This window comes from Acinetobacter beijerinckii CIP 110307, from assembly GCF_000369005.1.
GTDB classification, from domain to species: domain Bacteria; phylum Pseudomonadota; class Gammaproteobacteria; order Pseudomonadales; family Moraxellaceae; genus Acinetobacter; species Acinetobacter beijerinckii.
Genome location: NZ_KB849763.1, coordinates 177,431 through 203,052, shown reverse-complemented (window position 1 = coordinate 203,052; position 25,622 = coordinate 177,431). Strand labels below are relative to the sequence as shown.

26 protein-coding genes and 1 riboswitch are annotated in these 25,622 nt (G+C 38.4%); of the genes, 17 read left to right on the top strand and 9 right to left on the bottom strand.

The genetic code is table 11. The features are described from left to right. The first annotated feature begins 269 nt into the window (after positions 1-269). Genes F933_RS00955 through F933_RS00930 form a run of 6 tightly spaced genes read left to right on the top strand, consistent with a single transcriptional unit; the run spans position 270 to position 9,760 of the window. Positions 270-2,057, top strand: a complete 1,788-nt coding sequence (locus F933_RS00955) for an ABC transporter substrate-binding protein (protein WP_005057550.1) — start codon at positions 270-272, stop codon at positions 2,055-2,057. A 10-nt stretch (positions 2,058-2,067) separates the two neighbouring features. After that, the gene (locus tag F933_RS00950; protein WP_005057548.1) at positions 2,068-3,879 is read left to right on the top strand and encodes an ABC transporter substrate-binding protein; all 1,812 of its coding nucleotides are present in this window, start codon (positions 2,068-2,070) and stop codon (positions 3,877-3,879) included. Between the two features lie 22 nt (positions 3,880-3,901). Then, a complete protein-coding gene (locus tag F933_RS00945) occupies positions 3,902-5,917 on the top strand; it encodes a M3 family metallopeptidase (RefSeq protein WP_005057547.1) in 2,016 nt (671 codons plus the stop codon). Positions 5,918-5,928: 11 nt separating this feature from the next. Continuing rightward, positions 5,929-6,867, top strand: coding sequence for an ABC transporter permease (locus F933_RS00940; protein ID WP_005056607.1), 939 nt, complete (start codon positions 5,929-5,931; stop codon positions 6,865-6,867). Between the two features lie 7 nt (positions 6,868-6,874). Beyond that, positions 6,875-8,017: an ABC transporter permease gene (locus F933_RS00935; protein ID WP_005057544.1), complete on the top strand. Its 1,143-nt coding sequence runs from the start codon at positions 6,875-6,877 to the stop codon at positions 8,015-8,017. Positions 8,018-8,029: 12 nt separating this feature from the next. Then, entirely contained in the window at positions 8,030-9,760 is a 1,731-nt protein-coding gene (locus tag F933_RS00930) for an ABC transporter ATP-binding protein (protein ID WP_005057539.1), read from the top strand. Between the two features lie 56 nt (positions 9,761-9,816). On the opposite strand, the gene rluB is transcribed toward F933_RS00930, so the two are convergent. The 3 genes from rluB to F933_RS00915 are packed head-to-tail and all read right to left on the bottom strand — an operon-like array spanning position 9,817 to position 12,172. Next, positions 9,817-10,740: a 23S rRNA pseudouridine(2605) synthase RluB gene (gene rluB / locus F933_RS00925; RefSeq protein WP_005056599.1), complete on the bottom strand. Its 924-nt coding sequence runs from the start codon at positions 10,738-10,740 to the stop codon at positions 9,817-9,819. A gap of 41 nt (positions 10,741-10,781) precedes the next feature. Further along, positions 10,782-11,381, bottom strand: coding sequence for an SMC-Scp complex subunit ScpB (gene scpB / locus F933_RS00920; protein ID WP_005057538.1), 600 nt, complete (start codon positions 11,379-11,381; stop codon positions 10,782-10,784). Beyond that, a complete protein-coding gene (locus tag F933_RS00915) occupies positions 11,378-12,172 on the bottom strand; it encodes a segregation and condensation protein A (protein WP_005057536.1) in 795 nt (264 codons plus the stop codon). The genes scpB and F933_RS00915 overlap by 4 nt, the downstream gene beginning before the upstream one ends. Before the next feature lie 244 nt (positions 12,173-12,416). Here F933_RS00915 and F933_RS00910 point away from each other — a divergent pair, with 244 nt between their 5' ends. Next, complete coding sequence (locus F933_RS00910; RefSeq protein ID WP_005057534.1) at positions 12,417-13,133, top strand: GNAT family N-acetyltransferase; 717 nt, start codon at positions 12,417-12,419, stop codon at positions 13,131-13,133. 270 nt (positions 13,134-13,403) lie between these two features. Here F933_RS00910 and F933_RS00905 read toward each other — a convergent pair whose 3' ends face one another. Further along, a complete protein-coding gene (locus F933_RS00905) occupies positions 13,404-14,021 on the bottom strand; it encodes an L-threonylcarbamoyladenylate synthase (RefSeq protein WP_005056594.1) in 618 nt (205 codons plus the stop codon). Positions 14,022-14,110: 89 nt separating this feature from the next. Further along, entirely contained in the window at positions 14,111-14,773 is a 663-nt protein-coding gene (locus F933_RS00900) for an elongation factor P hydroxylase (RefSeq protein ID WP_005057531.1), read from the bottom strand. Between the two features lie 96 nt (positions 14,774-14,869). Between F933_RS00900 and F933_RS00895 the strand changes: the two genes are divergently transcribed. From F933_RS00895 to lysM, 7 genes are all read left to right on the top strand, one after another. Beyond that, a complete protein-coding gene (locus F933_RS00895; protein WP_005056588.1) occupies positions 14,870-15,430 on the top strand; it encodes a YceD family protein in 561 nt (186 codons plus the stop codon). 74 nt (positions 15,431-15,504) lie between these two features. After that, positions 15,505-15,690: a 50S ribosomal protein L32 gene (rpmF, locus tag F933_RS00890; RefSeq protein WP_004638135.1), complete on the top strand. Its 186-nt coding sequence runs from the start codon at positions 15,505-15,507 to the stop codon at positions 15,688-15,690. Between the two features lie 197 nt (positions 15,691-15,887). Then, a complete protein-coding gene (gene fabD, locus F933_RS00885) occupies positions 15,888-16,874 on the top strand; it encodes an ACP S-malonyltransferase (protein ID WP_005057530.1) in 987 nt (328 codons plus the stop codon). Then, entirely contained in the window at positions 16,871-17,605 is a 735-nt protein-coding gene (gene fabG, locus F933_RS00880; RefSeq protein WP_005057528.1) for a 3-oxoacyl-ACP reductase FabG, read from the top strand. The genes fabD and fabG overlap by 4 nt, the downstream gene beginning before the upstream one ends. Positions 17,606-17,691: 86 nt before the next feature. After that, positions 17,692-17,928, top strand: coding sequence for an acyl carrier protein (gene acpP / locus F933_RS00875; protein WP_004655272.1), 237 nt, complete (start codon positions 17,692-17,694; stop codon positions 17,926-17,928). A gap of 185 nt (positions 17,929-18,113) precedes the next feature. Continuing rightward, positions 18,114-18,356, top strand: a complete 243-nt coding sequence (acpP, locus tag F933_RS00870) for an acyl carrier protein (protein WP_005056580.1) — start codon at positions 18,114-18,116, stop codon at positions 18,354-18,356. A gap of 198 nt (positions 18,357-18,554) precedes the next feature. Continuing rightward, complete coding sequence (gene lysM / locus F933_RS00865) at positions 18,555-19,028, top strand: peptidoglycan-binding protein LysM (protein ID WP_005056579.1); 474 nt, start codon at positions 18,555-18,557, stop codon at positions 19,026-19,028. Between the two features lie 81 nt (positions 19,029-19,109). Here lysM and F933_RS00860 read toward each other — a convergent pair whose 3' ends face one another. Then, the gene (locus F933_RS00860; RefSeq protein ID WP_005057527.1) at positions 19,110-19,877 is read right to left on the bottom strand and encodes a hydroxymethylpyrimidine/phosphomethylpyrimidine kinase; all 768 of its coding nucleotides are present in this window, start codon (positions 19,875-19,877) and stop codon (positions 19,110-19,112) included. Positions 19,878-19,970: 93 nt separating this feature from the next. Between F933_RS00860 and F933_RS00855 the strand changes: the two genes are divergently transcribed. Further along, positions 19,971-20,645: an HAD-IA family hydrolase gene (locus F933_RS00855; protein WP_005057526.1), complete on the top strand. Its 675-nt coding sequence runs from the start codon at positions 19,971-19,973 to the stop codon at positions 20,643-20,645. Between the two features lie 48 nt (positions 20,646-20,693). On the opposite strand, the gene ribB is transcribed toward F933_RS00855, so the two are convergent. Next, positions 20,694-21,353, bottom strand: a complete 660-nt coding sequence (gene ribB / locus F933_RS00850) for a 3,4-dihydroxy-2-butanone-4-phosphate synthase (RefSeq protein ID WP_005057525.1) — start codon at positions 21,351-21,353, stop codon at positions 20,694-20,696. A gap of 94 nt (positions 21,354-21,447) precedes the next feature. Then, positions 21,448-21,604, bottom strand: a riboswitch (FMN riboswitch). Between the two features lie 181 nt (positions 21,605-21,785). Between ribB and F933_RS00845 the strand changes: the two genes are divergently transcribed. Both F933_RS00845 and F933_RS00840 read left to right on the top strand, forming a co-directional pair. Then, on the top strand, positions 21,786-22,004 hold the full coding sequence (locus F933_RS00845) for a hypothetical protein (RefSeq protein ID WP_005057524.1): 219 nt from the start codon (positions 21,786-21,788) through the stop codon (positions 22,002-22,004). A gap of 12 nt (positions 22,005-22,016) precedes the next feature. Further along, positions 22,017-23,198 carry a hypothetical protein gene (locus F933_RS00840; protein WP_005057523.1) on the top strand — a complete coding sequence of 394 codons (1,182 nt, stop codon included), beginning with the start codon at positions 22,017-22,019 and terminating at the stop codon, positions 23,196-23,198. Positions 23,199-23,205: 7 nt separating this feature from the next. Here the strand turns inward: F933_RS00840 and F933_RS00835 are convergent, their stop codons facing one another. After that, complete coding sequence (locus F933_RS00835; RefSeq protein WP_005057521.1) at positions 23,206-24,993, bottom strand: patatin-like phospholipase family protein; 1,788 nt, start codon at positions 24,991-24,993, stop codon at positions 23,206-23,208. A gap of 174 nt (positions 24,994-25,167) precedes the next feature. Continuing rightward, positions 25,168-25,548 carry an aspartate 1-decarboxylase gene (gene panD, locus F933_RS00830; protein ID WP_004655255.1) on the bottom strand — a complete coding sequence of 127 codons (381 nt, stop codon included), beginning with the start codon at positions 25,546-25,548 and terminating at the stop codon, positions 25,168-25,170. Between the last annotated feature and the right edge of the window lie 74 nt (positions 25,549-25,622).

Genomic DNA, 25,622 nt, shown 5'->3' with positions numbered 1-25,622 from the left:
AATAACGCAATGTTTTTATATCAATTATTAAAATTTATCATATTTAATCAAAATTTTTATTTGAAAAGTGGCATGAAATTAGCACTGTGATTTGAGTGGTAAGCTGCATTTTACACTTTCTTTTATTTTTACGATTGGTAAAAAATATTCAATTTGCTGATTTTTAAAAATAAGATCTTTGATTGATGTAAAGCGTGCAAAGTGGTTATGCGGTTGAATGCTATTCAAAAGTCTAGTATTTATTGAAAAACGATAATGTGAGCATTGAATTGAAGTCTAAATTTTTTACTGTCGCTTTGTTCTCAAGCGTTATTGTAATCGCCCCTTTTGGGAACTCGAAAACTCCAGCTCAAGCAGAAAAAGTGCTTCGAATTGCATTTGAAGCCCCAGATGATGGTTTTGACATGGTCAAAACTTATAATTTTTATAGTGGTAATGTGGCGGATGTAATTTTTGAAAGGTTGCTGCAATATGATTATTTAGCCAATCCAGTCAAACTTGTTCCATCAACAGCGCAAAGTATGCCGATCATTAAAGAAAATGGAAAAGTTTATATATTCAAAATACAACCAGGGATTTATTTTACAGATGACGTTGCTTTTAAAGGCAAGCGTCGTGAACTGATTGCTGAAGATTATGTTTATTCAATTAAACGAATTTTAGACCCTAAAAATCGGTCTTCATCATATTCTTTTATTGATAATAAAATTGTTGGTACGAATGCTTTAGTTGAGCAAGCCAAAAAATCTGGGAAATTTGATTATGATGCCAAGATTGAGGGCGTGAAAGCACTTGATCGTTACACTATTCAATTTACACTCACGCAAGCAGATTATAATTTTCCTTATATTTTAGCCTATAGTACGTTTGGGGCAACGGCACGAGAAGTTGTTGAATATTATAAAGATCGCTTGGGTATGCATCCTGTAGGCACAGGACCTTACATGTTGAGTAAGTATGTACCACGCAGCAAAATTGAATTGGTTGCAAACCCAGATTATCGAGGTTTTGTTTGGAATTTTAAATCAACAGGGACGGCGTGGGATAATCAGTTAGTCAAAGAAATGAGTGGTAAGAAAATGCCACAAATTGGCAAAGTGAATATCAGTATTATTGAGGAAGAGCAATCCCGATGGTTGGCATTTCAATCAAAACAGCTTGATTTTGATAAATTGACATCGAGTGCGATTCCTAAAGTATTAGATCAAAATAATCAATTAAAACCAGAAATAAAAAAACAGGGTATTCGTTTATATGCCAATAAAGAAGCCGAGATTACCTATAGCATGATTAATATGCTTGACCCAATTATAGGGGGTAATAGTTTAGATAAAGTTGCTTTACGTCGTGCAATTGCGATGTCATTTAACGTCAATGAATCTATTCGTATTTTAAGAAAAGGACAGGCGGTTAAGGCAGAAATGTTAGTCCCCGCAGGTGTGAATGGGCACAATCCAAATTATCGTAGCAGTGTGGGTTATAACCCAACTTTAGCCAATAAACTTTTAGACCATTTTGGCTATAAAAAAGGTGCAGATGGTCATCGAAATTTCCCTGATGGAAAACCGCTAATTTTAAAAATAAATACCGAAAGCGGAACATCCTCAGTGATGTATTCTGAACTTTGGAAGAAAAATTTAGATGCAATTGGAATAAAAGCTGATTTTAAAGTGAGTAACTTTGCCGACAATTTAAAAGCGGCTAGCCAATGTCAGTACATGATGTGGAGTGGTGCATGGCACGCTGATTATCCTGAAGGAGAAAATTTCACTCAGTTACTTTATGGTCCGAATGTCGGACGTGGTAATCAGTCATGTTATAAATCGGATGCTTATGATCGATTATATGAACAGGCAATGAAATTATCGCCTGATCAACGTATGCCTTTTTATGAAAAAATGAGTCGGCAAGTTGAAGCTGACAGTCCTTTTATTTTGCAAGATACCCGTATAAGAAACTGGATGGTTCAACCTCAAGTACAAGGTTTTAAAGCGCATCCAATTATGAACACCAATTGGCAATTTCTAGACATTGTTTCGCCAAATCAAAATAAGTGATGATTTCCAAATGAAGCAAAATTTTAAACTTGCATTGAAACGATTTGGCTTTGTGGCTTGTGTAGGACTAACAACGAGTGTAGCAAGCACATTGGTTGTTGCTCAAAGTTCAGCTGATCCTAATAAAGTATTACGTTATGTTTTCCCTGTTGCAGAAACAGGTTTTGACCCTGCGGGTGTTCATGATCTGTATTCGGCGCATGTGAATGGGTCGATTTTTGAGACCTTATTTACTTATGATTATTTGGCTTCACCTGCAAAATTAGTACCTCGCACGGCTGTAGCATTACCAGAAGTAAGCGCAGATGGTTTGACTTATACCATTCGCTTGCAAAAAGGAATTTATTTTGCAACTGATCCTGTATTTAAGGGCAAAAAACGTGAACTAACTGCTGCTGATTATGTTTATACCTTTAAGCGCTTACTTGATCCTAATTTACACTCACCCAATAGTTGGTTGTTAGATGGGCGTATTTCAGGAATGGATGCAGCTATCAAACAAACTCAAAAAACGGGTAAGTTTGATTACAATCAGCCAATTGCAGGTTTACAAGCACCTGATCGATATACTTTAGTGATTCGGCTTACTCGTCCAGATCAAAACTTTCCAATGCTACTCGCACATCAACCCGCTGGGGCTGTTGCACGCGAAGTGATCGAAAAGTATCGCAACAAATCTGGTTTCGCTATGGCACATCCTATCGGAACAGGTCCTTATATGTTGTCGCGTTGGACACCCGGATCAAGGATTATTTTAAAAGCGAATCCTGATTTTCGTAGTTTTGTATGGAATTTTAAAGCCAGCTCTCCAGAAGACCAAAAAATTGTGAGTGCCATGCAAGGCAAGCAAATGCCACAAATTGGAGTGATCGATATTCAGGTCATGGAAGAAGGGCAATCACGCTGGTTGTCGTTTAGTAAAGACGAAATCGATTTATTTCAATTAGACGGTGAACTCACCGTTCAAGCCTTGCAAAATGGAAAGCTAAAACCTGAACTGGTTAAAAAAGGCGTTCAGCTTTCCCGCATTATTGATCCATCGATTGATTATCATTATTGGAATATGCAAAACCCAGTGGTGGGTGGCTTTAGTAAAGAAAAAATCGCATTACGCCGTGCCATGGCGATGGCTTTTTCGGCTGATAATTACATTAAAATTTTGCAAAAAGGTGATGCAAAAAGATTACAAGCGCCGATTCCAGAGGGAGTCGTTGGTTATGACCCAACCTATAAAAGTAGTATTCCTTATTCAGTCAAAGCTGCGAATTTATTGCTAGATCGTTATCACTATAAAGTTGGTGCCAATGATTGGCGGACATTACCTGATGGAAAGCCGCTGGTGATTGAAATGACAGTATCTGGAAGTAATTTACGAAGTCAGCAGCAAGCAGAATTTTGGAAAAAAATATTAGATAGTCTCAAAATTCAAATGACAACGAAATCCATGCCTTTTGCTGAAGCGTTAAAGCTTGAGAAACAGTGCAAAACTATGTTTAAAGCCTCAGCATGGATTGCAGACTATCCTGATGCTGATAGTTTTATGCAGTTGTTTTATGGAAAAAATATTCATGTAACCAACAATGGTTGTATAAAAATTCCTGAGTTTGATCGTCTATATGAACAAACTCAGAAAATGCCACCAAGTCCTGAGCGTGATGCTTTATATCAAAAAATGTCACGTGTACTTGAAGTCTATACCCCAGTGCAAATCATTGGTGCACGCTATCGAAATATCTTAGCTCAACCGCGTGTGATTGGATTTAAGAAGCATCCTATTCTTCCATCAGAATGGATGTATATCGACATTGATACAAAAAAATAGAAATTTAGGAATTGGAGCAATAATGAAACATCAAAATTTTAAACTTACCACCCTGTGCTTACTTGCAGTAGGGGTAAATCAAATATCATTTGCCGATACAACCAATCGCCAAACCCTTCCTCTATTTCAAGCTAAAGATATTTCAACATTATGTGATGCGAAGATTGAGGATGTAAAAAAACAGTTAAAAACATTTGAAGCGAAACCGATTACTCAAAGTACAGCCGCTGGATCTGTTTTAGCCGAATGGGATGCTATTTTTGCTTCATTTGAGGATTTTTATGGCCCTGTCGGTTTATATAGTAATGTTTATCCTGATGAAGCTGTTCGTAAAGCGGCAGATGATTGTGAAATTAAAATTAGCCATTTTCAAACTGATATTTTACAAAATCCAAAATTATATCAACAGTTTAAAAAGATCAATCCAACTGATGCAGTCGATATAAAATTTAAACAAGATATCCTGAATGATTTTGAAAAGAAAGGAATTCAACTGCCCGTCAGCAAGCAAAAAAAGGTTAAAGCTATATTAGATGAGCTGGCAAAAATTGAACAAGAATATTCCAGAAATGTCCGTGAGAATAAGACCAAACTAGAATTTACGGCAGCAGAACTAAAGGGTTTACCAGCAAATTATATTGAAAATTTGAAAAAAAATGACAAAGGAAACTATTTACTCAGTTTTGAATATCCTGAGTATGGACCCTTTATGAAATTAGCTGAGAGTGATGAAGCGCGTAAGCGTTATCAAATTGCATTCACTCGTCGTGGTGGTGAAAAGAATTTGCTATTACTCAAACAAGCGATTGATTTGAGATATGAGCTAGCACGCTTAATGGGCAAATCAAGTTATGCAGATTGGGTCTTAGAAAATCGCATGGGAGAAAATGCAGAGAAAGTGAATCAATTTCTCGCTGAAGTCTACGCAACCGTATCACCACTCGAAAAAAAGGAAGTCGAAACTTTAGCTGAGTTCAAAGCAAAAACACTGAATATTCCTGTAGATCAAGCAAAAATAGAGCGATGGAGTGAAGGCTATTGGAGTGAAAAATTACGTAAAGAGAGATACCAAATCGATCAAGAAAAGTTACGTGAATACTTTCCAACCCAAGCAGCTCAAGATTGGTTATTCGCCATCTCATCTCATCTATATGGCATTCAATTTAAACCAATAAAAGTCGAAACTTGGCAAAATGAAGTTGAATATTACGATGTTACCGATAGCAAAACTGGAAAATTACTTGGTGGGCTTTATATCGATAAATTTCCACGCGAAGGAAAATATGGTCATGCTGCAGTTTGGAGTGTTTATGGACGTAGTCGTCTAACTGATCGTAAACCTATTTCGGCTTTAGTAACTAACTTTGATCGTAAAGGTTTAAATAGCGATGAGTTAGAAACCTTCGTTCACGAGTTTGGGCATGCTTTACATGGTCTTTTATCAGACACCCGTTATAGCTCACAAGCAGGCACTACAGTCGAACGAGATTTTGTAGAAGCTCCATCACAAATGTATGAAGAGTGGGCAAGACGTAAAGAAACCCTTTCTAAAGTTGCTGATTATTGTAAACCTGCTTGTCCACGAGTTGACGATGCTTTGATCGAAAAGTTAAAAGCAGTAAATGGCTATGGTCGAGGATTGCATTATGCCCGCCAAACTTTATATGCGCAGTACGATATGGCATTACATAGTACAACTGCTTTAAAAGCACAACCACTTGAACTCTGGAAGAAAATGGAAGGTGCAACGGCATTAGGTTATGTACCCACTACAGAATTTCCAGGGCAATTTAATCACATCATGTCTGGTTATCAAAGTAGCTATTATGGCTATATGTGGTCGGAAGTGATTGCTTTAGATATGTTGTCAGCTTTTGGAAATGATTTAAATAATACTGAAGTTGGGCAGCGTTATCGTCAAACGATCCTATCTCAAGGTAGTCAAAAACCTGCTGAAAAATTAGTCGAAGAATTTTTAGGTCGAAAACCCGACAACAAAGCATTCTTTGAAGAAATCACAGGTCAACGCGTTAAATAAGGGGCATCTTTATGCTGGCATATATCATACGTCGCATATGGCAGATGATCCCAACAATGCTTGGTGTTGTCCTGCTGATCTTTTTCCTATTCAACTGGGTTGGGGGAGATCCTGCATATATTTTGGCAGGAAAAATGTCGAATCCTGAACAGATTGAAAATATCCGCCAACAGTTAGGTGTGGATCAGCCCTACTATGTGCAGCTGTGGATTTTTATTAAGCAAATTTTAACCTTTGATTATGGTGTGAGTTGGAGTACGGGTGAGTCTGTTTCGCAGATTATCAGTACACGTTTAGGGCCATCCTTAACATTATTAATTCCACTTACACTGCTGCAAACGGTGATTTCAATTATCTTGGCTTTAGCAGTTGCATCTGTGCGCGGTAGCCTGACTGATCGTATGGTGATGATGCTGTGTACCATCGGAATGTCGATTAGTATCTTGGTTTATATCATTGTTTTTCAATATTTCTTTGCTTATCAACTGAGTTGGTTTCCAGTACAAGGCTGGAGTGATAGCTTCAGTGAAAACCTCTTTAAATATGCACTACTGCCTATTCTGATTATGTTGGTTGTGAGTATTGCTCCAACACTCAGACTGTACCGTAGTTTTATTTTAGATGAGGTCAATCAGGACTATGTGCGTACAGCACGTGCCAAAGGTGTAACTGAAAGCCGAGTGTTTGGGGTACATGTGTTAAGAAATGCATCGATTCCAATCGTGACCGATGTCATGGCAAGTCTGCCAGCACTTTTAATTGGTGCATTTTTAATTGAGCGTTTTTTTGGCATACCGGGGATTGGTCGGGAAGTGATTATTGCAGTAGAACGTAGTGACTTTCCTGTGATCAAAGCAATCACGGTTTATGTTGCTGCTGCAACCATGGTTTTTAACCTGATTGCCGATCTGATTTATAAATTAATTGATCCACGCGTACAGTTGAAGTAGGTGAATTATGCTGAGTGTATTATTCAAAAGAAAAGCACTAACTCAGTCTGACACAGCTTCTTCTGGGCTATGGCAGCTAGCAGTTCGTCGTTTAAAAGCAGATCGTATCGCCATGATGTCTCTGTTTGTTGTGCTATGTTACTTTGTGATTTTAATCCTATCTCTCACAGGTCTGATCGCATCGAATTGGAATAAAGAAGTTGCTGTCAGTTATGCGCCACCTACATTTTTAGGTGCTGAATTGAGTCAAGATTTTGCAGATAAAAAAATTGAAGCAGTCCAAGCCTTGCCTGAAAATCCCGTTGACCCTTTAAAAGATATTATTCAGAAATTAAATACTGAAATTGCCACTGAGCAAGTGACAGGAACACCGATTGATTATTATGGTGTAACAGATCCATTGGCTGATGATATAAAAGCCATTGATCTGCAACTTGGTGGTCATTTACTAGATCAAGAACAACAGTTGAAAACCACCTTAGCATTCGGCGCGGATAAATGGGGACAAGACATTTTACTGAAAACCATTAAAGGCGCTGAAACATCTATATTAGTCGGATTACTTTCTGCTTTGCTGGCAGTTGTTATCGGTACTTTCTTAGGTGCGATTTCAGGATACTTTGGTGGTTGGGTCGACGATGTTCTGAACTGGTTTTATAATATTTTCACCTCGATTCCTTATTTGTTATTGGTACTCGCTGTTGCTGCTGTTTTACAGCAAAAAGGTATTTTATCGATTGTATTGATCTTAGGTTTAACGGGTTGGACGGGAGTGTTTCGTTTGATCCGTGCGGAATACATGAAACATAAATCTCGTGAATATGTGCTTGCTGCCAAAGCGATTGGTGTGAGTCATTTCCGTCGTATGTTTGTGCATATCTTTCCTAATGTCAGTCACATTGCTTTAGTCCAAATCTCGATTCTTGTCGTCGCATTTATCAAATCTGAAGTGATTTTAAGCTTCCTCGGCTTTGGTGTCCCAGTCGGCGTGGTGTCATGGGGAAGTATGTTGAATGAAGCGCAAACAGAACTCATTTTAGGGAAATGGTGGCAATTGGCTGCCGCATCTATTGCGATGGCTGTATTAGTCACCGCATTTTCAATGTTTACTGATGCATTGCGTGATGCATTAGATCCTAAACTGAAGTAGCGGAGAATTGATATGCAACGTAATCATGAAACAACGCTATTAAAAGTAGAAAATCTTAGTGTTAGCTTTAAAGCTGATAATAAACAATGGCTTGAAACAGTAAAAGCGATTTCATTTACTATTCCCAAGAATAAAACAGTCGCTTTAGTCGGTGAGTCGGGTAGTGGGAAATCAGTCACTTCATTGGCAGTAATGGGATTATTACCGAAAGGGCAAAGTCAAATTTCAGAACAAAGTCGAATCTTATTTGAGGGTAAAGACTTACTAGAATTATCATCAAAGGAAATTCGAAATATTTGTGGCAAAGAAATTGCCATGATTTTCCAAGAACCGATGTCATCATTGAACCCAGTGTTTACTATTGGCGATCAAATTGCTGAGGTTTTACGTATTCACTTAGGGATGGGACGAAAACAATCCAGAGAAAGGGTCTTAGAGTTATTAAAAGAAGTGGGGATTCCATCACCAGAAACAAAAATTGATGCCTACCCAAGTCAGCTCTCTGGTGGACAACAACAACGTGTGATGATTGCCATGGCAATTGCTTGTGAACCGAAGCTCCTGATTGCCGATGAACCAACTACAGCATTAGATGTGACGATCCAAAAACAAATTATCGATTTGTTAGAATCTTTACGTCAACGTCGTGAAATGTCGATGTTGTTTATTACCCATGATTTGGCATTGGTGGGTGAAATTTCAGATGAAGTGATTGTGATGCGTCATGGAGAAATTCGAGAAAATGGTTTAGTTGAACAGGTACTGGAACAGCCTACTGATGTATATACCCGTGCGTTGTTACATTGCCGTCCACAATTATCGACTCGACCTTATCGTTTACCTGTGACCAGTGATTTTATGAAAATAGAAAATGGTCAATTGATTGAACAGACGAATTTATCAGATCTCAATCTCAAACAACGGAGTCGAGGATTGGTTGGAGATGAGCAGATTGTTTTGGAGGTCAAAGACCTAAAAAAATCGTTTTATAGTCGCAAAGGTTTATGGGGACGTGATGAATTCCAAGCGGTTAAAGGTGTTTCGTTTAAGCTGGCAAAAGGTAAAACCTTAGGGCTAGTGGGGGAGTCTGGTTCAGGTAAAACCACGATTGGTTTATTACTGATGCGTTTACATGAAGCAACAGGCGGACAAGCTTTAATAGATGGTCAAGATATTCTATCGATGTCCGAAAAAGAGTTCGCAAAATACCAACGTAAAATTCAAATTATTTTCCAAAATCCGTATGCCTCGCTTAATCCGCGATTCACGATTGGACAGATTTTACTTGAGCCAATGCGAATTCATGGGATTGGTCAAAATGATATTGAAAGAAAAAAAATTGCATTAGAGTTGTTAGAGCGAGTGAGTTTACCCGCTCAAGCTTATGATCGTTATCCACATGAATTTTCAGGTGGGCAACGTCAACGAATTGCCATTGCTCGTTGCTTGACCTTAAAACCTGAAATTTTGATTTGTGATGAATCCGTCTCTGCTTTAGATGTCTCTGTGCAAGCTCAGGTGTTAAATTTACTTCAGGATTTACAAGATGAGTTTGGTTTGAGTTATATCTTTATCTCTCATGACTTATCTGTGGTGAAATATATTTCTGATCAGGTCATGGTGATGAATCATGGTGAAGTGGTTGAAATTGCAAATTCTGATGAGTTGTATTTGCATCCGCAACATGAATATACAAAGAAGCTGCTGAATGCAATTCCACAATCTAGCGTACAGCATATTTAAATCTAAGCAGCAAAAAACGCTCTATATAGAGCGTTTTTTTAGGCATTACATCTGGTTTAAGGTTTTTTAAAACCCACAGTTTTACGTTGATAACCATTACCGCTTGGGCGTTGTTGCGGTTGTTCTTGCTCATCATCACGGCGTTGTTGACGTAGATAGCCACCACGACGTGCAGCTAATGGTTTTTCAGCCATTTTTTCAGTACGGCGTTTAGCCATACCAAATAAGCCTGTACCTTGACGTGGTTTTAATTCTACAGATTTCGCTAAGTTATCGATATCTGTCTTATCAAGTTCCATCCAACGACCTGTACGTAGCTCACGTGGTAAAATCACACTGCCATAGCGTGTACGTAACAAACGGCTAACTTTTAGGCTTTGTGATTCGAAGATACGACGAACCTCACGGTTACGACCTTCTTTAACCACAACTTGATACCAGCGGTTAATACCTTCGCCACCAATTTCAGAGAATGACTCAAATTTCGCTGGACCATCTTCAAGTTCAACACCTTTAAGCATGTTGTTACGGATTTGAGGAGTGACTTCACCCATAACACGAACGGCATATTCACGTTCAACTTCGTTTGAAGGATGCATCAAACGGTTGGCAAGTTCACCATCATTGGTAAATAACAATAAACCAGTACTGTTAATATCAAGACGACCCACCATCACCCAACGATCATTGGCGATTTGTGGCAAATGATCAAATACGGTTGGACGTTTCTCAGGATCATTGCGTGAGCAAATTTCACCTTCTGGTTTATAGTAAATGAGAACGCGGCGGCGAATTTCATCTTCAACTTGAAACTGAACTTTACGACCATCGATACGTAGTTCATCAGTAGGCTCAATACGTTCACCCACTTGAGCAATTTTTCCATTGATACTGACGCGACCAGCAGCAATGACTTCCTCCATATAGCGACGTGAGCCAAGCCCCACTCTCGCTAATACCTTTTGTAATTTCTCACTCATGACAGCACAACCTTAGACATAATGATCAACAGTTCACCTTCTCAAGACTTCGGCGCATGTGCGTCGAGTGTCATGAATGCTTCCTTGGCGTTCTGTAGGGGAGGCAATTGACCTAGCGATGCTAAACCAAATGCATTTAAAAATTGAGGCGTTGTAACTAACAACGCAGGTCTTCCAGGCAAATCTCTAAAACCAGATTCTTTAATCCAGTTCCAGTCAAATAAGTTTCTTAAAATTTGACTATTGTTGGATACACCACGAATTTGTTCAATATCAGCACGAGTAACAGGCTGATGATATGCAATTACTGCGACGGTTTCGAGTAATGAGGGCGACAGTTTCGTTGGTCGTTCAGGCCAAACTTGCGCAATAATATTTCGATACTTTGCTCTGACTTGGAAACGAAAGCCTTGGGCTGTTTCAATCAACTCAATAGAACGACCATGTTGTAACACAGCAAGCTGTTGCAGAAACTGACGTAACTGTTGTTTATTATATTGGTTTTGAAAGGCTTCTTTCAGCCTTGCAAGTGAAACTGGTGAGTCACTGGCGAATAAAATGGCTTCCATTTGCAGTAACACATCATGGTGAATATCTTCGAGAGACATACCTTCATTGCTATCCAAGTGCTCTAAACTCATGCTGCATTCCCTTGAATGGTCAAAGGAGAATCAATACCTGTATGAATGATTTGAATTTTTTGTTGGCGTGTAAGTTCAAGAACCGCCATAAAAGTGACAACCATGCCCATACGACCTTGTTGCGGATTTAGTAATTGAACAAAACTCAAGACTTCACCAGACGCAAGTTGGCTTTCAATAAATGCAATTCGTTCTTCAAGTAAAACAAGTTCTTGAGTAACAACATGGGTAATCGGCTCTGGACGATTAAATACGCAAAATAATGCGTCACGTAACGCATCTGCATCATAACCTTCATAGACAGGTGCAATATGCCCGATACTGATATTTGCACTAAATGTATCGCGTTCAAAAATCGGCATTTGCCCAAGTCTTTCAGCCGCTTGTTTGATGCGTAAATAGGTTTCTAAGCGATCAATGAGTTCTTGTTTTGGATCTTTTTCAAATTGATCGACAACTTTAGGTTTAGGAAGTAGCAATCTAGATTTTAAATCAGCTAGAAGTGCTGCCATCACCATATAGTCAGCGGTTAGCTCAATATTGAGCGATTTCATGCTATCCATATAGGAAAGATACTGAGTGGCAATCGGTGAAATATCTAACTGAAGAAGATCAAAACCATTTTTTTGAATAAGGTAGATCAGAAAATCTAAAGGACCTTCAAATTGTTCAAGTAATATTTCAAACGCAGCGGGTGGGATATATAAATCTTCAGGTATGACTTCTTGCCACTCGTCAAGCACGCGAATGGAAGGAGTTAACTCCAACGAAGAAGAAAGAATTTGATTCATTACCGTTATAAGCCACGCGAATTTTCAAAAGCATGAAAGATCATTGTTGTGTTCAAGGGATGACACACGCTACCTAGAGCAACGCCATTCTAATCGAAATTGTAAATTTAATAAATTACTCACTTACAAAAACCTTAAAGTTCTCAGGGTATTTTCTTTATTTATGTACGATTAGATAGGTCATAGAAAATAATTATGATTAAATTAACAGCCAATTCCAAATTCGTTTAAATAATAAACCAATATGAAAAACTATTTAAAAACTCAACAAAATCAGCTTGGACAAAAAGTTGGTATAGAAATCGACCTCGAAAGAACGAGTCAAACTATTCAAGAAAACTTGCTCGGTCAGTACGTTAAATTAATATATATCGATCAGGCGATTTCTGATCAAGCATCAGCTCAGATTTGGAATAATGTATCTACTGAACCGTCGGATGCCTGTTGGACTTATTTGCCTTATTCAGCGCCACAGGATCAAAAAACATTAAAAGATGACTTACAGCAGTTATTTAATTTTGCTGGCTCTAGTCATTTCCTGATTGAGGTGAATGGTGAAGCTCAGGGGTGGATTGCTTTACTAAATCCTAGACTTGAACATAAGTCGATTGAAATTGGTAATGTTTATTTTTCCCATAAGATGAAAAAATCAAAAGCTTCAACGGAAACGATTTTCTTACTTTTGAAACAATGCTTTAAATATGGATTTAGACGAGTTGAATGGAAATGTGATGATTTTAATGAACCGTCTAAAGCGGCGGCATTACGTTTCGGTTTTCAGCACGAAGGTCTGTTTCGCCAGGATCGGATTACTAAAGGGCATAACCGTAATACGGCATGGTTTTCAATCATTGATGAAGAATGGCCTGATTTAGAACAAATCTATCAACAATGGCTCAGTCCTGATAATTTTGATGTGCAAGGTTTTCAGAAGCAGCGATTGTCTGATTTTATAAAATAAGTTTTAAGTATTTTGGATCGCATACTCGATGATTTTAGAGATTAACTATAGATATAGAGATTTTGATCATCGAGTTTTCTAATATTTCTTTTACAATAAAGATTTCTAAAAAATATTTAAAATTTAATTCGTTACTTTTCTGGAGAAGTCCTTGAGTTGACTTTTAAAACCTGAGTTTCTGATTTCAAGCTTCAACAACATAAATGGTTTCATCATCTTATAAAACATTCATGTTGAGTAAAACTTGAATTAATTCCATTTTGTATAAAACTACTCAAAAGCACTGACATCACCAACACCACGACGCACGACTTCAGGATTTTCTCCAGATAAATCCACGATACTGGTGGTGGATAACGTACCGAAGCCACTATCAATAAACACATCAATGCGTTTACCTAATTGATTTTCAATATCATAAGGATCATCCAACGGATCTTTTTGATCTGGCAAGATTAAAGTACTGGTTAATAGAGGTTCACCTAGTTCTTTTAATAAGGCTTGAGCAACTGGATTACTTGGAATACGTAGACCAATGGTTTTTTTCTTTGGATGCATCAAGCGTTTTGGTACTTCGCTGGTTGCTGGCAAAATAAAAGTGGTTACAGCAGGCGTGTTATTTTTAAGCAAACGATACATCGCATTATCAACTTTGGCGTAAGTTGCAATATCTGATAAATCACAGCACATAATCGCATATTGATGTTTAGGACCTAAACCACGAATTTGTGCAATTCGCTCCATCGCACTTTTATTTCCGATTTGGCAACCGATTGCATAGGCTGCGTCAGTTGGGTAAACCACAACATCTCCGGCGCGAATACGTTCGACTGCTTGAGTGATAAGACGAGCCTGTGGATTTTCAGGATGAATGTGTAAATGCAACATTATTATTAACTCCCTGATCTATGTGGCTGAATTTAGTATGAAACTTGTTCTAGGGGCGATGCAAGTCTTTGATGTGTTAATTTTGTCAATTAATCGAGTGATTCGCGTTTAAATTCATTTAGTTGTAATGCTGCTCCATTCCTTGTGCATAGACAAATGTAATGAATGAAACGTGCTGCATCATGCGGTAATTTAGCTTGACCTGAAAAATAGCGCTGTACTTGATCAAAAACATTATTCTTGAATAACTCTCCATTTCCGCCATCGCCCGTTAAATTATCTAAAGAGACACGGAACTTTCGACCAAATGCAGTCGCATATAACCACTCAATTGCTTGAGGTTTGATTTCAACTTGTTCAAATAAGGCTTGTTGTTCAGCACTTCGACCATCAGGTGCATACCAATAACCAAGGTCAGCTAATAGCCTACGTTGCTCACCAGAAATACTCCAATGACTAATTTCATGTAGGGCGCTATTAAAGAAACCGTGGGCAAATTGAATCTTTGCAGGTTGCTCAGATGTCGCTGGGAAATACTCAGGTTCAAAATCACCTTTCACTAAAGTGACATTATGGTGGGAAAACCAGTGATTAAAGTGTAAAATAAGCCAATCGACCTGTTCTGGTTCTGATGTTAACTTTTGCCAAGATGAACGTTGCACTTGATTTGGCGCTAACACAGGAACAGTGGTTGAATGGGTGCTTACAAGTAATGAAGATGTTACTTCAAGTTGCGGCTGCAACAGGTGCATTGCTTAATTTACCCCGAGTTCTGTCTAAAGAAGTGCAAAATTGTATCTTAATCTTTGACAGAGTACCGATGAATTTGTAGAATTGCCGCCTTAATTATGTCAGCAAATACTTTTCCAAGCCAAATCGAGCCATTTAAATGGGCTGAACAGGGCTTTACATGGTCAGGAACACTGCCATTGTCTCGCTTTGCTCGTATAGCTCGAGAAGCTGTTGGTTCAATTGATGATCAATTGATCAACATAGACTGTAAGCTATCAATGGATATCTATCATCGTATTGTATGGTTAGATGGACATATTGAAACGAAAGTTCCAATGGAATGCCAACGTTGTTTGGGACCTGTTGAAATTGAATTGGTTTCAGATTTTCATTTAGCGCTGATCGATGATGAGTCACTGATAGAGCGATTGGATGAGGATGCTGATTTCATCGTTTTAGGTGAAAGTGAATCTTCGAAAAAAGGTGATTTTGATACACCTGCTTCCATTGATTTACTCGCATTACTAGAAGATGAACTGTTACTGTTGATGCCATTGTCTCCTAAGCATGATGCTTGTGAGCATAAACATCAACCTACCATTCAGGACGTTGTCGAAGAAAAGCGGGATAATCCGTTTGATGTTTTGGCAGGTTTGAAGGGTAAACTTAACTCATAATTTGTGTTATAATGTTGAGTTAAGACAACTGAATTTGTTCTGATCCATTTTTTCGATCTTTGTAAGGAGCCATCATGGCCGTTCAGCAAAACCGTAAAAGTCGCTCTCGCCGTGACATGCGCCGTTCACATGACGCTTTAACCGAGAATGCATTATCTGTAGACCAAACTACTGGTGAAACTCATCGTCGTCACCACGTGACTAAAGACGGTATTTACCGTGGTCGTCAATTATTCGCTAAAGCAGCTGATGCTGAATAATTGAATCATATGCATTAAGCGTTAGCTTAAAGTATAGAAAAAATGGGAGCGAAAGCTCCCTTTTTTGTTGTTTTTCGCAATTATAAAAATATTTAATCAGTGTTAAATTGCCGCATCGCTAAAGAGTCTATTGTCATTGTCATGTAGAATCATGAGTGTTGATGAAATTGGCGATAGACTAATTTAAGGATTTTTATATGTCGACTAAACGACTTGAGCAGGCTGCTCAAGCAACAAAAACAGCATTTGTTTTTCCGGGTCAAGGCTCTCAAAAAGCAGGTATGCTTGCTGAACTTGCAGAGCAGTTTGGTATTGTTCAAGAGACCTTTGCTGAAGCATCAGAAGCTATTGGTTTCGATCTTTGGCACATCGCTCAAAGTGGTGAAGGCTTAGACCAAACTGAAAACACTCAGCCAGTATTGCTGACAGCCAGTATTGCACTTTGGAGAGTTTGGTTAGCGTTAGGTGGTATTGCACCTAAATACTTAGCTGGACATTCTTTAGGTGAATACAGCGCACTTGTTGCAGCAGAAGCAATGACATTGGCGGATGCGGTCAAATTAGTTCATTTACGCGGTAAATTTATGCAAAGTGCTGTTCCTCAAGGTGAGGGAGCAATGGCTGCAATACTTGGGCTATCAGATGATCAAGTGATCGAGCTTTGTAAAAAAGTATCTGACTCAGGTCAGGGTTCAGTCGATGCAGCAAATTATAATGCGCAAGGTCAAGTTGTGATTGCAGGAACGACAGCACTTGTACAACAAGTGATGGCTGAAGCGAAAGAACAATCAGGTAAGGCAATTGCGTTACCAGTTTCTGTGCCTTCGCATTGCACACTGATGAAACCAGCGGCTGAAAAGTTTGCTGAAGCTTTGGAACAAACTGCCATTGAGCTACCATGCCTTCCTGTAATACAAAATGTCAACGCGGAAATCGCGACGGATGTTGCTCAATTACGTCAGGCACTCACTGCCCAATTGTACCAATCAGTACAATGGACACGTACCATGCAATATCTACAAGATCAGGGTATTCAGTACGTGGTTGAATGTGGGCCAGGCACTGTACTCAGTAATCTTGCGAAACGATTACCAAATATAGAAAAAGCATTTGCCATTGATAACAAAGCACGTATGGAAGATGCCCTAAACGCAGTGTTAGTGGCAGAAGGAAAAATTGCATGACACAACAACGAAAAGTTGCGTTAGTGACAGGAGCAAGCCGTGGTATTGGCGCAGCAATTGCACAGCAACTCATTCAAGACGGTTTTTTTGTAGTCGGTACAGCGACCTCTGAATCAGGTGCGCAAAAACTGACAGAAAGCTTTGCTGAGAACGGAACAGGTGTTGTCCTTGATGTTCGTGATGGCGCGGCGATTGATGCACTTGTCTCGGACATTGAACAAAAATACGGTTCAGTGCTGATATTAGTAAACAATGCTGGCATTACCAAAGATAACTTGTTATTGCGCATGTCTGAAGATGATTGGGATGATATTCTCAACATTCATCTTAAAGCCGTTTACCGCTTATCAAAGCGTGTATTAAAAGGCATGACTAAAGCACGTTTTGGACGGATTATTAATATAAGTTCAGTGGTTGCGCATTTTGCCAATCCTGGACAAGCGAACTACTCAGCAGCAAAAGCAGGGATTGAAGCATTCAGTCGTAGCTTAGCGAAAGAGATGGGTAGTCGTCAGATTACGGTAAACAGCGTTGCACCTGGTTTTATTGCAACTGAAATGACTGATCAGTTGAGCGAAGAGATTCGCAAAAAAATGACTGATCAAGTAGCTTTAAATCGTCTAGGTGAGCCTCAAGATATTGCGAATGCAGTGAGTTTCCTTGCTAGCGATAAAGCTAGTTACATTACTGGTACAGTTTTACACGTAAATGGTGGTCTATACATGGCCTAACTGGCGATGTATAAACTTTTAAAAATTTTTATATTCAATTAAACTAGTGGCAAATCAAAACGCCACAAGCAATGAGGAGAATTCCTGTGAGCGATATCGAACAACGCATCAAACAAGCAGTAGCTGAACAACTAGGTATGCGTGCTGAAGAGATCAAAAACGAAGCATCTTTTATGGATGATTTAGGTGCTGATTCTTTAGATTTGGTTGAACTTGTAATGTCTTTTGAAAATGATTTCGACATCACGATTCCTGATGAAGATTCAAATGAAATCACTACAGTTCAATCTGCAATTGATTATGTAACCAAAAAACTTGGTTAATCATTTTGCATGATTGAAAAGCCACCGTAAGGTGGCTTTTTTATATGTTTAATTTTAATTGAGTTGATTTATACATATTTTTACAAGAAAAATTAAACTCTGAATATGAAAATATTTTATTTAGGCGTATAAAATCTGTGCTATTTAAAATAATTTATTAAATCATAAAAACGAAAGGAAACGTGATGAATATAGCAAAACGTGTTCAGGAAATTATTGTTGAGCAACTTGGTGTAGATGAAAAAGAGGTTAAGCCTCATGCAACTTTTACAGATGATTTAGGTGCTGATTCATTGGGTGTTGTTGAGCTTATTATGGCTTTAGAAAGAGAGTTTAGCATTCAAATCCCATATGAAGAGGCAGAGAAAATTATCACTGTTCAATCTGCAATTGATTATATGGCGAATATTGTGCGAGAAGATGCGTAAAATTGCATAGTATTTGAATTAATTGAAACCGCGATGAATTAGCTTTTTGTAGTTCTTTATAAAGAATTAACTTAAAAATATACATAGATTTACAAGACATATTTAAATTGAAACCAGAGAGAGCAAATCTTTCTGTATAACTATTTAAGTAGGTCTACTACGACTAAGCATTATTAAATAACTATAGAGGAAATAACGATGGGTCTTTTTGATTTTGTTAAAGGTATTGGTAAGAAAAATACTGCTCCAGCAGAACCACAAGCTGCACCAGCAACGCCAGCTGAACCATCTGCTCAAGAGATTGCAAATAAATTACTAGGTTTGATTAAAAGTTTAGGTCTCGGTGTCGATGGATTATCTGTGACTTATAATGGTAATACTGATACCGCAACGGTGAAAGGGCAAGTCAAAAGCCAAGCAGATAAAGAAAAGATTGTACTTGCGGTAGGTAATGTTGATCATGTTGCGCAAGTGGATGATCAAATGACCGTAGAAGTACCAGAGCCTGAAAGTAAATTCTACACAGTAAAATCAGGCGATAATTTATCGAAAATTTCAAAAGAGTATTACGGTGATCCAAACCAATACAATAAAATTTTCGAAGCGAATAAACCTTTGTTAAAAAATGCAGATGACATTTTCCCAGGTCAGGTGTTGCGTATCCCACAATAATTCGTTGAGAATAAAAAAAAGGCGCTAAATGCGCCTTTTTTTTATTTACTACTTTTAAAATTTATTTTATTAAGATGTGTTTTAAAAACGTTTTGGAATTTTTTGCCCATTGGGTATAGGGGTTTCAGCCTGTTTTAATACACCAAATAACCATGTTTCAGCATGTTGAACAGCAATTTTCAAAGAGTCGCCTAGTGCAAGTCTTCCAGCGATGAAACTTGCTAAAGAACAGCCAGAACCATGATATTGCCCATCTAAACGTGGACAGCGACTTTCTGCAATCATTTCACCATCTGCATACAGAGCATTTCGGATGTATTCAGGTGTGTCTTCATGTCCACCTTTGACCAACACCGCTTTTGCTCCCATCTCAAATAGCTTTTGAGTGGCTTGTTCAATATCATCGATACCTGTTAAAGCTCTTAATTCAACTGTATTCGGCGTGATTAGGGTCGCTAAAGGAATTAGTTCAACAAAGGCTTTAACCAAAGTCGCTTGATCACCCAATGAACCACCGCTATTTGCAACGAGAACAGGATCGAGTACGTATTGATAATCGAGATGTTCACGTAAAAACATTGCCAATGCTGCAATATTATCCGTTGTGCCTAACATGCCAGATTTAACGCATTTAATCGGTAAGTCACCGACCACGGCGTTGGCTTGTGCAAGCAATAATTCCCTTGAAGTGGCTTCAAAACCAAACACTTGTTGTGAATTCTGAATGGTTAAAGCGGTACAGGCAATGGCTGCATGAGCACCACTTTGACCAATCGCTTCAATATCTGCTTGTAGACCTGCACCGCCTGATGGATCTAAACCTGAAAAACAAAGTACGGTCGGACGCACTGCAATTTCCTTTTATGTTTTCATTTACGTTAGTATAGGGAAGTTTTGAGAAACACTCGACTATGTTGTGTAAGGCTTTAAGAGATTGGATGAATGACGATCAAAAATATTCTGATAGATTTAGACGGTACTTTAACTGACCCTAAGACAGGGATTCATGGTTCAATTCGCTTTGCTTTAGAGAAGTTAAATCAACCTTTGGCAGATGATATTAATTTAGATTGGACTATCGGTCCTCCGCTGAAAGCTTCATTGGCAAAACTATTAAATACGCAAAATGATGTTTTGGCTGAACAAGCATTGACAGCTTATCGTGAACGTTTTTCGGTGACGGGTTTATTTGAAAATGAAGTATATCCAACAGTAGCGGAAACCTTAAAACAATTACAAGTTCAAGGATATAGCTTATTTTTAGCGACAGCTAAACCGACTATTTATGCAAAACGTATTCTTGCTCATTTCAAATTAGATCAATATTTTACTGAAATGTATGGCAGTGAATTAACGGGTGAACGTACCAACAAGACTGACTTAATTGCCTATATTTTAGAAAAAGAGCAGTTAGATGCTCAGCAATGTATTATGGTGGGAGATCGTCAGTATGATGTGATTGGTGCACGTGCTCACAGTATTGAAACGATTGCTGTAAATTATGGTTATGGAACAACGGAAGAATTAGCTCAGGTACAACCTGTTGCATATATTTCTGAATTTAGTCAATTGATTGAAGTAGTTGATCAATTAAATGCTGAACGAAAGGTTTCATAATATATTGATAAAAAAGCCTCGAATGATCGAGGCTTTTTTATTTTTTAATTAAATATTATGTTTTAGGCGGTATTGAACTAATTCTTCAATACTAATCACCGTCAGATCATGCGTTTGAGCATAGGCCAAAACTTGAATACCAGATGCCATCGAACCATCTGGATTGGTTAATTCACACAGAACCCCAGATGGTTTTAATCCAGCTAAACGCGCTAAATCAATCGTTCCTTCGGTATGTCCACGACGAGTGAGCACGCCACCATTACGTGCACGCAATGGAAATACATGACCTGGTCGACTTAAGTCACTTGCAATAGCACCATCTTGAGTAGCAGCCAAAATAGTCGTTACGCGATCTTTTGCAGAGACACCTGTTGTAACACCCTGTGCGGCTTCGATCGTCACGGTAAATGCTGTTTTGAATTGGCTAGAATTATCCACGACCATAGGAGGAAGTTCTAAATGATTTGCAAGTTCCTCTGTGAGGCATAAGCACACAATACCTGATCCATCACGGATCATTTGTGCCATGACTTCAATCGTTAATGTTTCAGCAGCAATAATCAAGTCGGCTTCATTTTCACGATCAAAATCATCCATTACCAACACAGGTTTGCCTTGGCGGATATCTTCTAAAGCTTGTTGAATACGACTCTCAGCAGGGGAAAGGGCTGAAAAGAAAAGTTCGGGTTGAATTAAACTAGACATAATGAAACGCTCTCGTAAATAGAATACGGTTGAACATTTCAGGACTGATGTAAAAATAAGCGCGCACCAAAAAACCAAACAGTAATTTCGGTGGTTTCGTCTTCTTTCATCCGGACTATACCGTCGGCTTTGGCATCTCACCAAATCTGCGAGCATATAAAATTATACACAAGCTCGTGGGCTGGTTAGATCATTTCAAACAAAGTCTAACTTACCACCGGTGGGGAATTTCACCCCGCCCTGAAGCGATGTGCTTTGATTATAGCTATATTTTGTGTGAAAAATATAATTTCTATAGAATGTATCGTTCTATAAAAATCAAAAAATGATATGAATGCTACTTGATTGGACTCGGTATTTCGCTTTACTGGTAATGGATTTAAATTGAGCATAAACTGAAAGGATAGAACAAAAAAAGAGCACTTAATAAAAATGGAAAGAGTAGATCAAACTGAGTTAGAGCAACTCGCCCAGCAGCTTCATCGACCAGTGATGAGTCTCAAGGATTTTTCTCATTTATCTCAGCAAGATTTAAATTGGCTCAATCAACAATTACAACAAACAGTTGAAATGGAAAATCAAAAAATGAATAAAAGCCTATTTCAGATGCCATTCTTTTTGCGATTCCTTTTTAAAACAAAAAAGATCTGATAGGAGTGTCTGATGACTCGACTCGCTGTCCATGCCGAAATTATAAAAATTGCTCGGATTTTGAATGTTCAGGAGCAGCAACTCACTTTTTTACTGACTTTAGCACCAGAAAGCCTAAGACAATTTCGTTTTGCAATGATTGAGTTACTGCAAAATCAACAAAAAACAAGATTTCGTAACTTGGCAGCTTGGGTCAACTGGCTGCCGAATTGGTTAACAGCAATGATGGTCAAACGTTTTTTTGACCCATTTATTGTGGCTCAAATTGCTGTGCATCTATCAACAGAACATCTTTATCGTATTGCAAAGCATTTGTCCGCAGATACTTTGGCTGCGATTTCTGTGTATTTAGATCCTCGGTTGGCAAGAGAGTTATTAGGATATTTGACGACTCATCAAATTATAGATATTGCACAAGTGCTTTTAGAACAACGAAATTTTGTCACTATGGGAAGATTCGTTGGGATGTTATCTGATGAAGTGGTACAGGACGTTGCTCAGATTATCGATAAAGAAAGTGATTTACTTGAAATCGCATTTTATATTGAATCAAGAGAACGAATTGATCATTTAGTACATGTATTACCCAAAGATCGGATTAGAAAGGCATTATTGATTATTAGTGATCCTACTCAACGTTTAGTGTGGCCTAAATTATTGGCTTTAATGAGTCATATTGGATATGAATTAAAACAGGAACTCGGTGACTTAGCAGTGCAGCAGGGCGAGTTAGTGATTAATGCGATTATTCATGCAGCGCAAGAAGACCAACTTTGGGAAGATATGTTGCCAGTTGTTGCTTGTCTTTCTGCTCAAGCGCAATGTTACGTCGCAAATTTACCTACTTTAAGACAGGTTGAAATTATTCAGAGTATTGTGGAGGCCGCTGATCGATGTGATTTATGGACGGATATGTTGGTGGTGGTGAATTATATGCAGGATGATGCTAGAGAAGCTGTAGCAACAGCAATTGCTCAAATTAATGAGGAGGTATTACATCATATCGCTTATGCATCGTTGTTACGTTCGCAATGGGAGGTAACATTGGATATTGTGAGGCGCATGCCATCAGAAAAAAAACAACAATGTAAAGAAATCCTCAATATCTATATGCAGCAACTCGATCAAGAAACTTATCAATATTTAGATGATTTACTGAATCGTTATCAAATTAATACGCCTATATCTTCATGATTTTAAATTAAGCGTTGGGAAGTGTATCTCTAATTGGAAGTAGGGTGGCAAGCGCATGTTCATAGCCACGATCTACCAACTCATCTAATCGGTGCCAATCAAACATCCCAATACCATTAATTGGCATTCGAATATGTAAATTTGCTCGTTCAATGGCAGCGGTTTGAATCATGGTATCGCTGGCAAGTGTCGCAGTACGCATGAGAATTTCGGCAAGGCGTGGTGCATGTAGCAGTTTGTCTTTAATCAATTTATTCCAGTTGAGTAGAGCACTTTGATCCGGTTCATCTAAACCAATCCCAGGAACTCGTATATCATCATGTAAACTGACATTACTGGCGATAATTGTACCTCGCTCTAAGTTTTGCATCACATCTGTGGGTAAATTATTGATCACACCACCATCGCACAGTAAATTTTCATGCCAAGCTACTGGTGGTGCAACGCCAGGGACACTCATACTGGTTCCAACCCAAGTGGCTAATTGTCCTTGATCATGTATTACAGCCTGTCCTGTGGAAAGATTAGTCGAAATACAATAATAAGTTCGTTTTAACTCTTCTATTCTTCGATGACCAAAAATTGCTTGTAAACGAGAATGGAAGCGCTGTCCTCTGATTAAGGACACCCTAGGCATGGTGTAATCATTTAAATAATTACGTGCTACAAAGGTTTCATAAGCAATATGTGTCATTTCGACACTATCAAAACCACATGCCACTAGAGCTGCAACAAAAGCGCCCATACTGGTTCCACCAACAATATCAATTGGAATATGCAATTGCTCCAGTGCACGAATTAAGCCTATGTGTGCGAAGCCGCGTGCACCACCGCCACCAAGAACCAAGCCAACACCTTGACTAGAAATTTGTCGGGCAATTGCACAGATATCAGCTTGTGCCCAAGGATGAATAAAGTAATGTGCTCGCGCATGATAAAGTTGTTTCAACACCAATGTATAAGGAGATGGATCACCTTCAGAACGTAATAACACTAACTCAATCTGACTTTGCCAATTATATTTATTTAAGTGCTCAACTAATGGGCTTGGAAGAGGTGTTTGATTTGCTTCAGCAAGTATCAAAATACGATCTGATTGATGTAAGCAACGTTTTGACCATTCATCATCATGTCGATGTGCTGCATAAAGTACATAACAGTGTTTTTCCTCAAGACTAGCCAACCATTGCCTGAGTTGTAAATCATTTGAAGAATAATCAAGAGCAGTTTGGCTAAATCCAATACCAAATAATGCATCTACATGTGCAGCTGTGACTAAGCGTACATGGGGCCAACGCAGTAAGTGTTCTGTTAGTTTTTCTGCGAGTTGTATCGAGGGAATTTGGGCTGAAACAGGAACAATCGCTAAGGTTCGACTTTGACTCATGGGATGTGTGTGCTGTAAGTCAGGTTGTGATCGAGCAATAATTAATTGAGATAATGCAAATAAGGTTTGAGGTTGTTGATAAAGAAAATTAATAAATGTGTGTTGGGGAATTTCCAATAAAGCAGTATCTCTTATTGCTATAGCTTCACCGTGATGAGGTTGTTTTGAGATAACTCCCATCTCACCTAAAATTTCATAGCGACTTAAATAGGTGATTAAATTAGAGGTGGTGAGTTTAATTCTTCCGTAAATAATAACGTAAACGTAATCAGCAGGATCATTGATGCTATAAAGTTGCTGTCCAACTGGTAAATATTTGATTGCACAATTTTGAGCTAAAGACCTTAGATTGTTTTCGTCTAAGTCAGAAAAAACAGTAACTTTACTCAGCGTTTTAATAATATCCATATCTATTTAATTATCTTTATTTTCTATTTATTAAATAAACTATAGTGCTGACGTACAAGTATGATTAAGTAAAATAAAAGCAGATTGTTCAGTTTTTTTGTATGCTATTTTCTAGAAATAAGAAGCAATAAAAAAACCAGTTCATATTGACTGGTTTTTTTTGATCTCTTTGCTTTATGCGATTTGTACAGGAATACAGTTTGCTGTGTGATTTACTGTATTGTCTGGATTTGCATAAACTAAACGTGGTTTGTGAAGATTTGCTTCAACTTCAGTAAAGTCACCAAATGTTGCAATGATTACTAAATCACCAACATCAGCTTGGTGCGCTGCGCCACCATTGACTGAAATAATGCCTGAATCATCTTCACCACGAATTGCATAAGTTGTGAAGCGTTTGCCGTTGGTTACGTTCCATACGTGGATTTCTTCGTATTCACGAATCCCTGCTAAATCCATCAAAACACCATCAATTGCACAAGAACCTTCATAATGAAGTTCTGCATGAGTGACAACTGCACGGTGAATTTTACATTTTAATAAACGAGATAGCATGGCTAGCGTCTCCTGAGTAAGACCTAAGATGAATATCTTATGGTTGACTTGTCACGTTTCCCGCGGCGATAGGC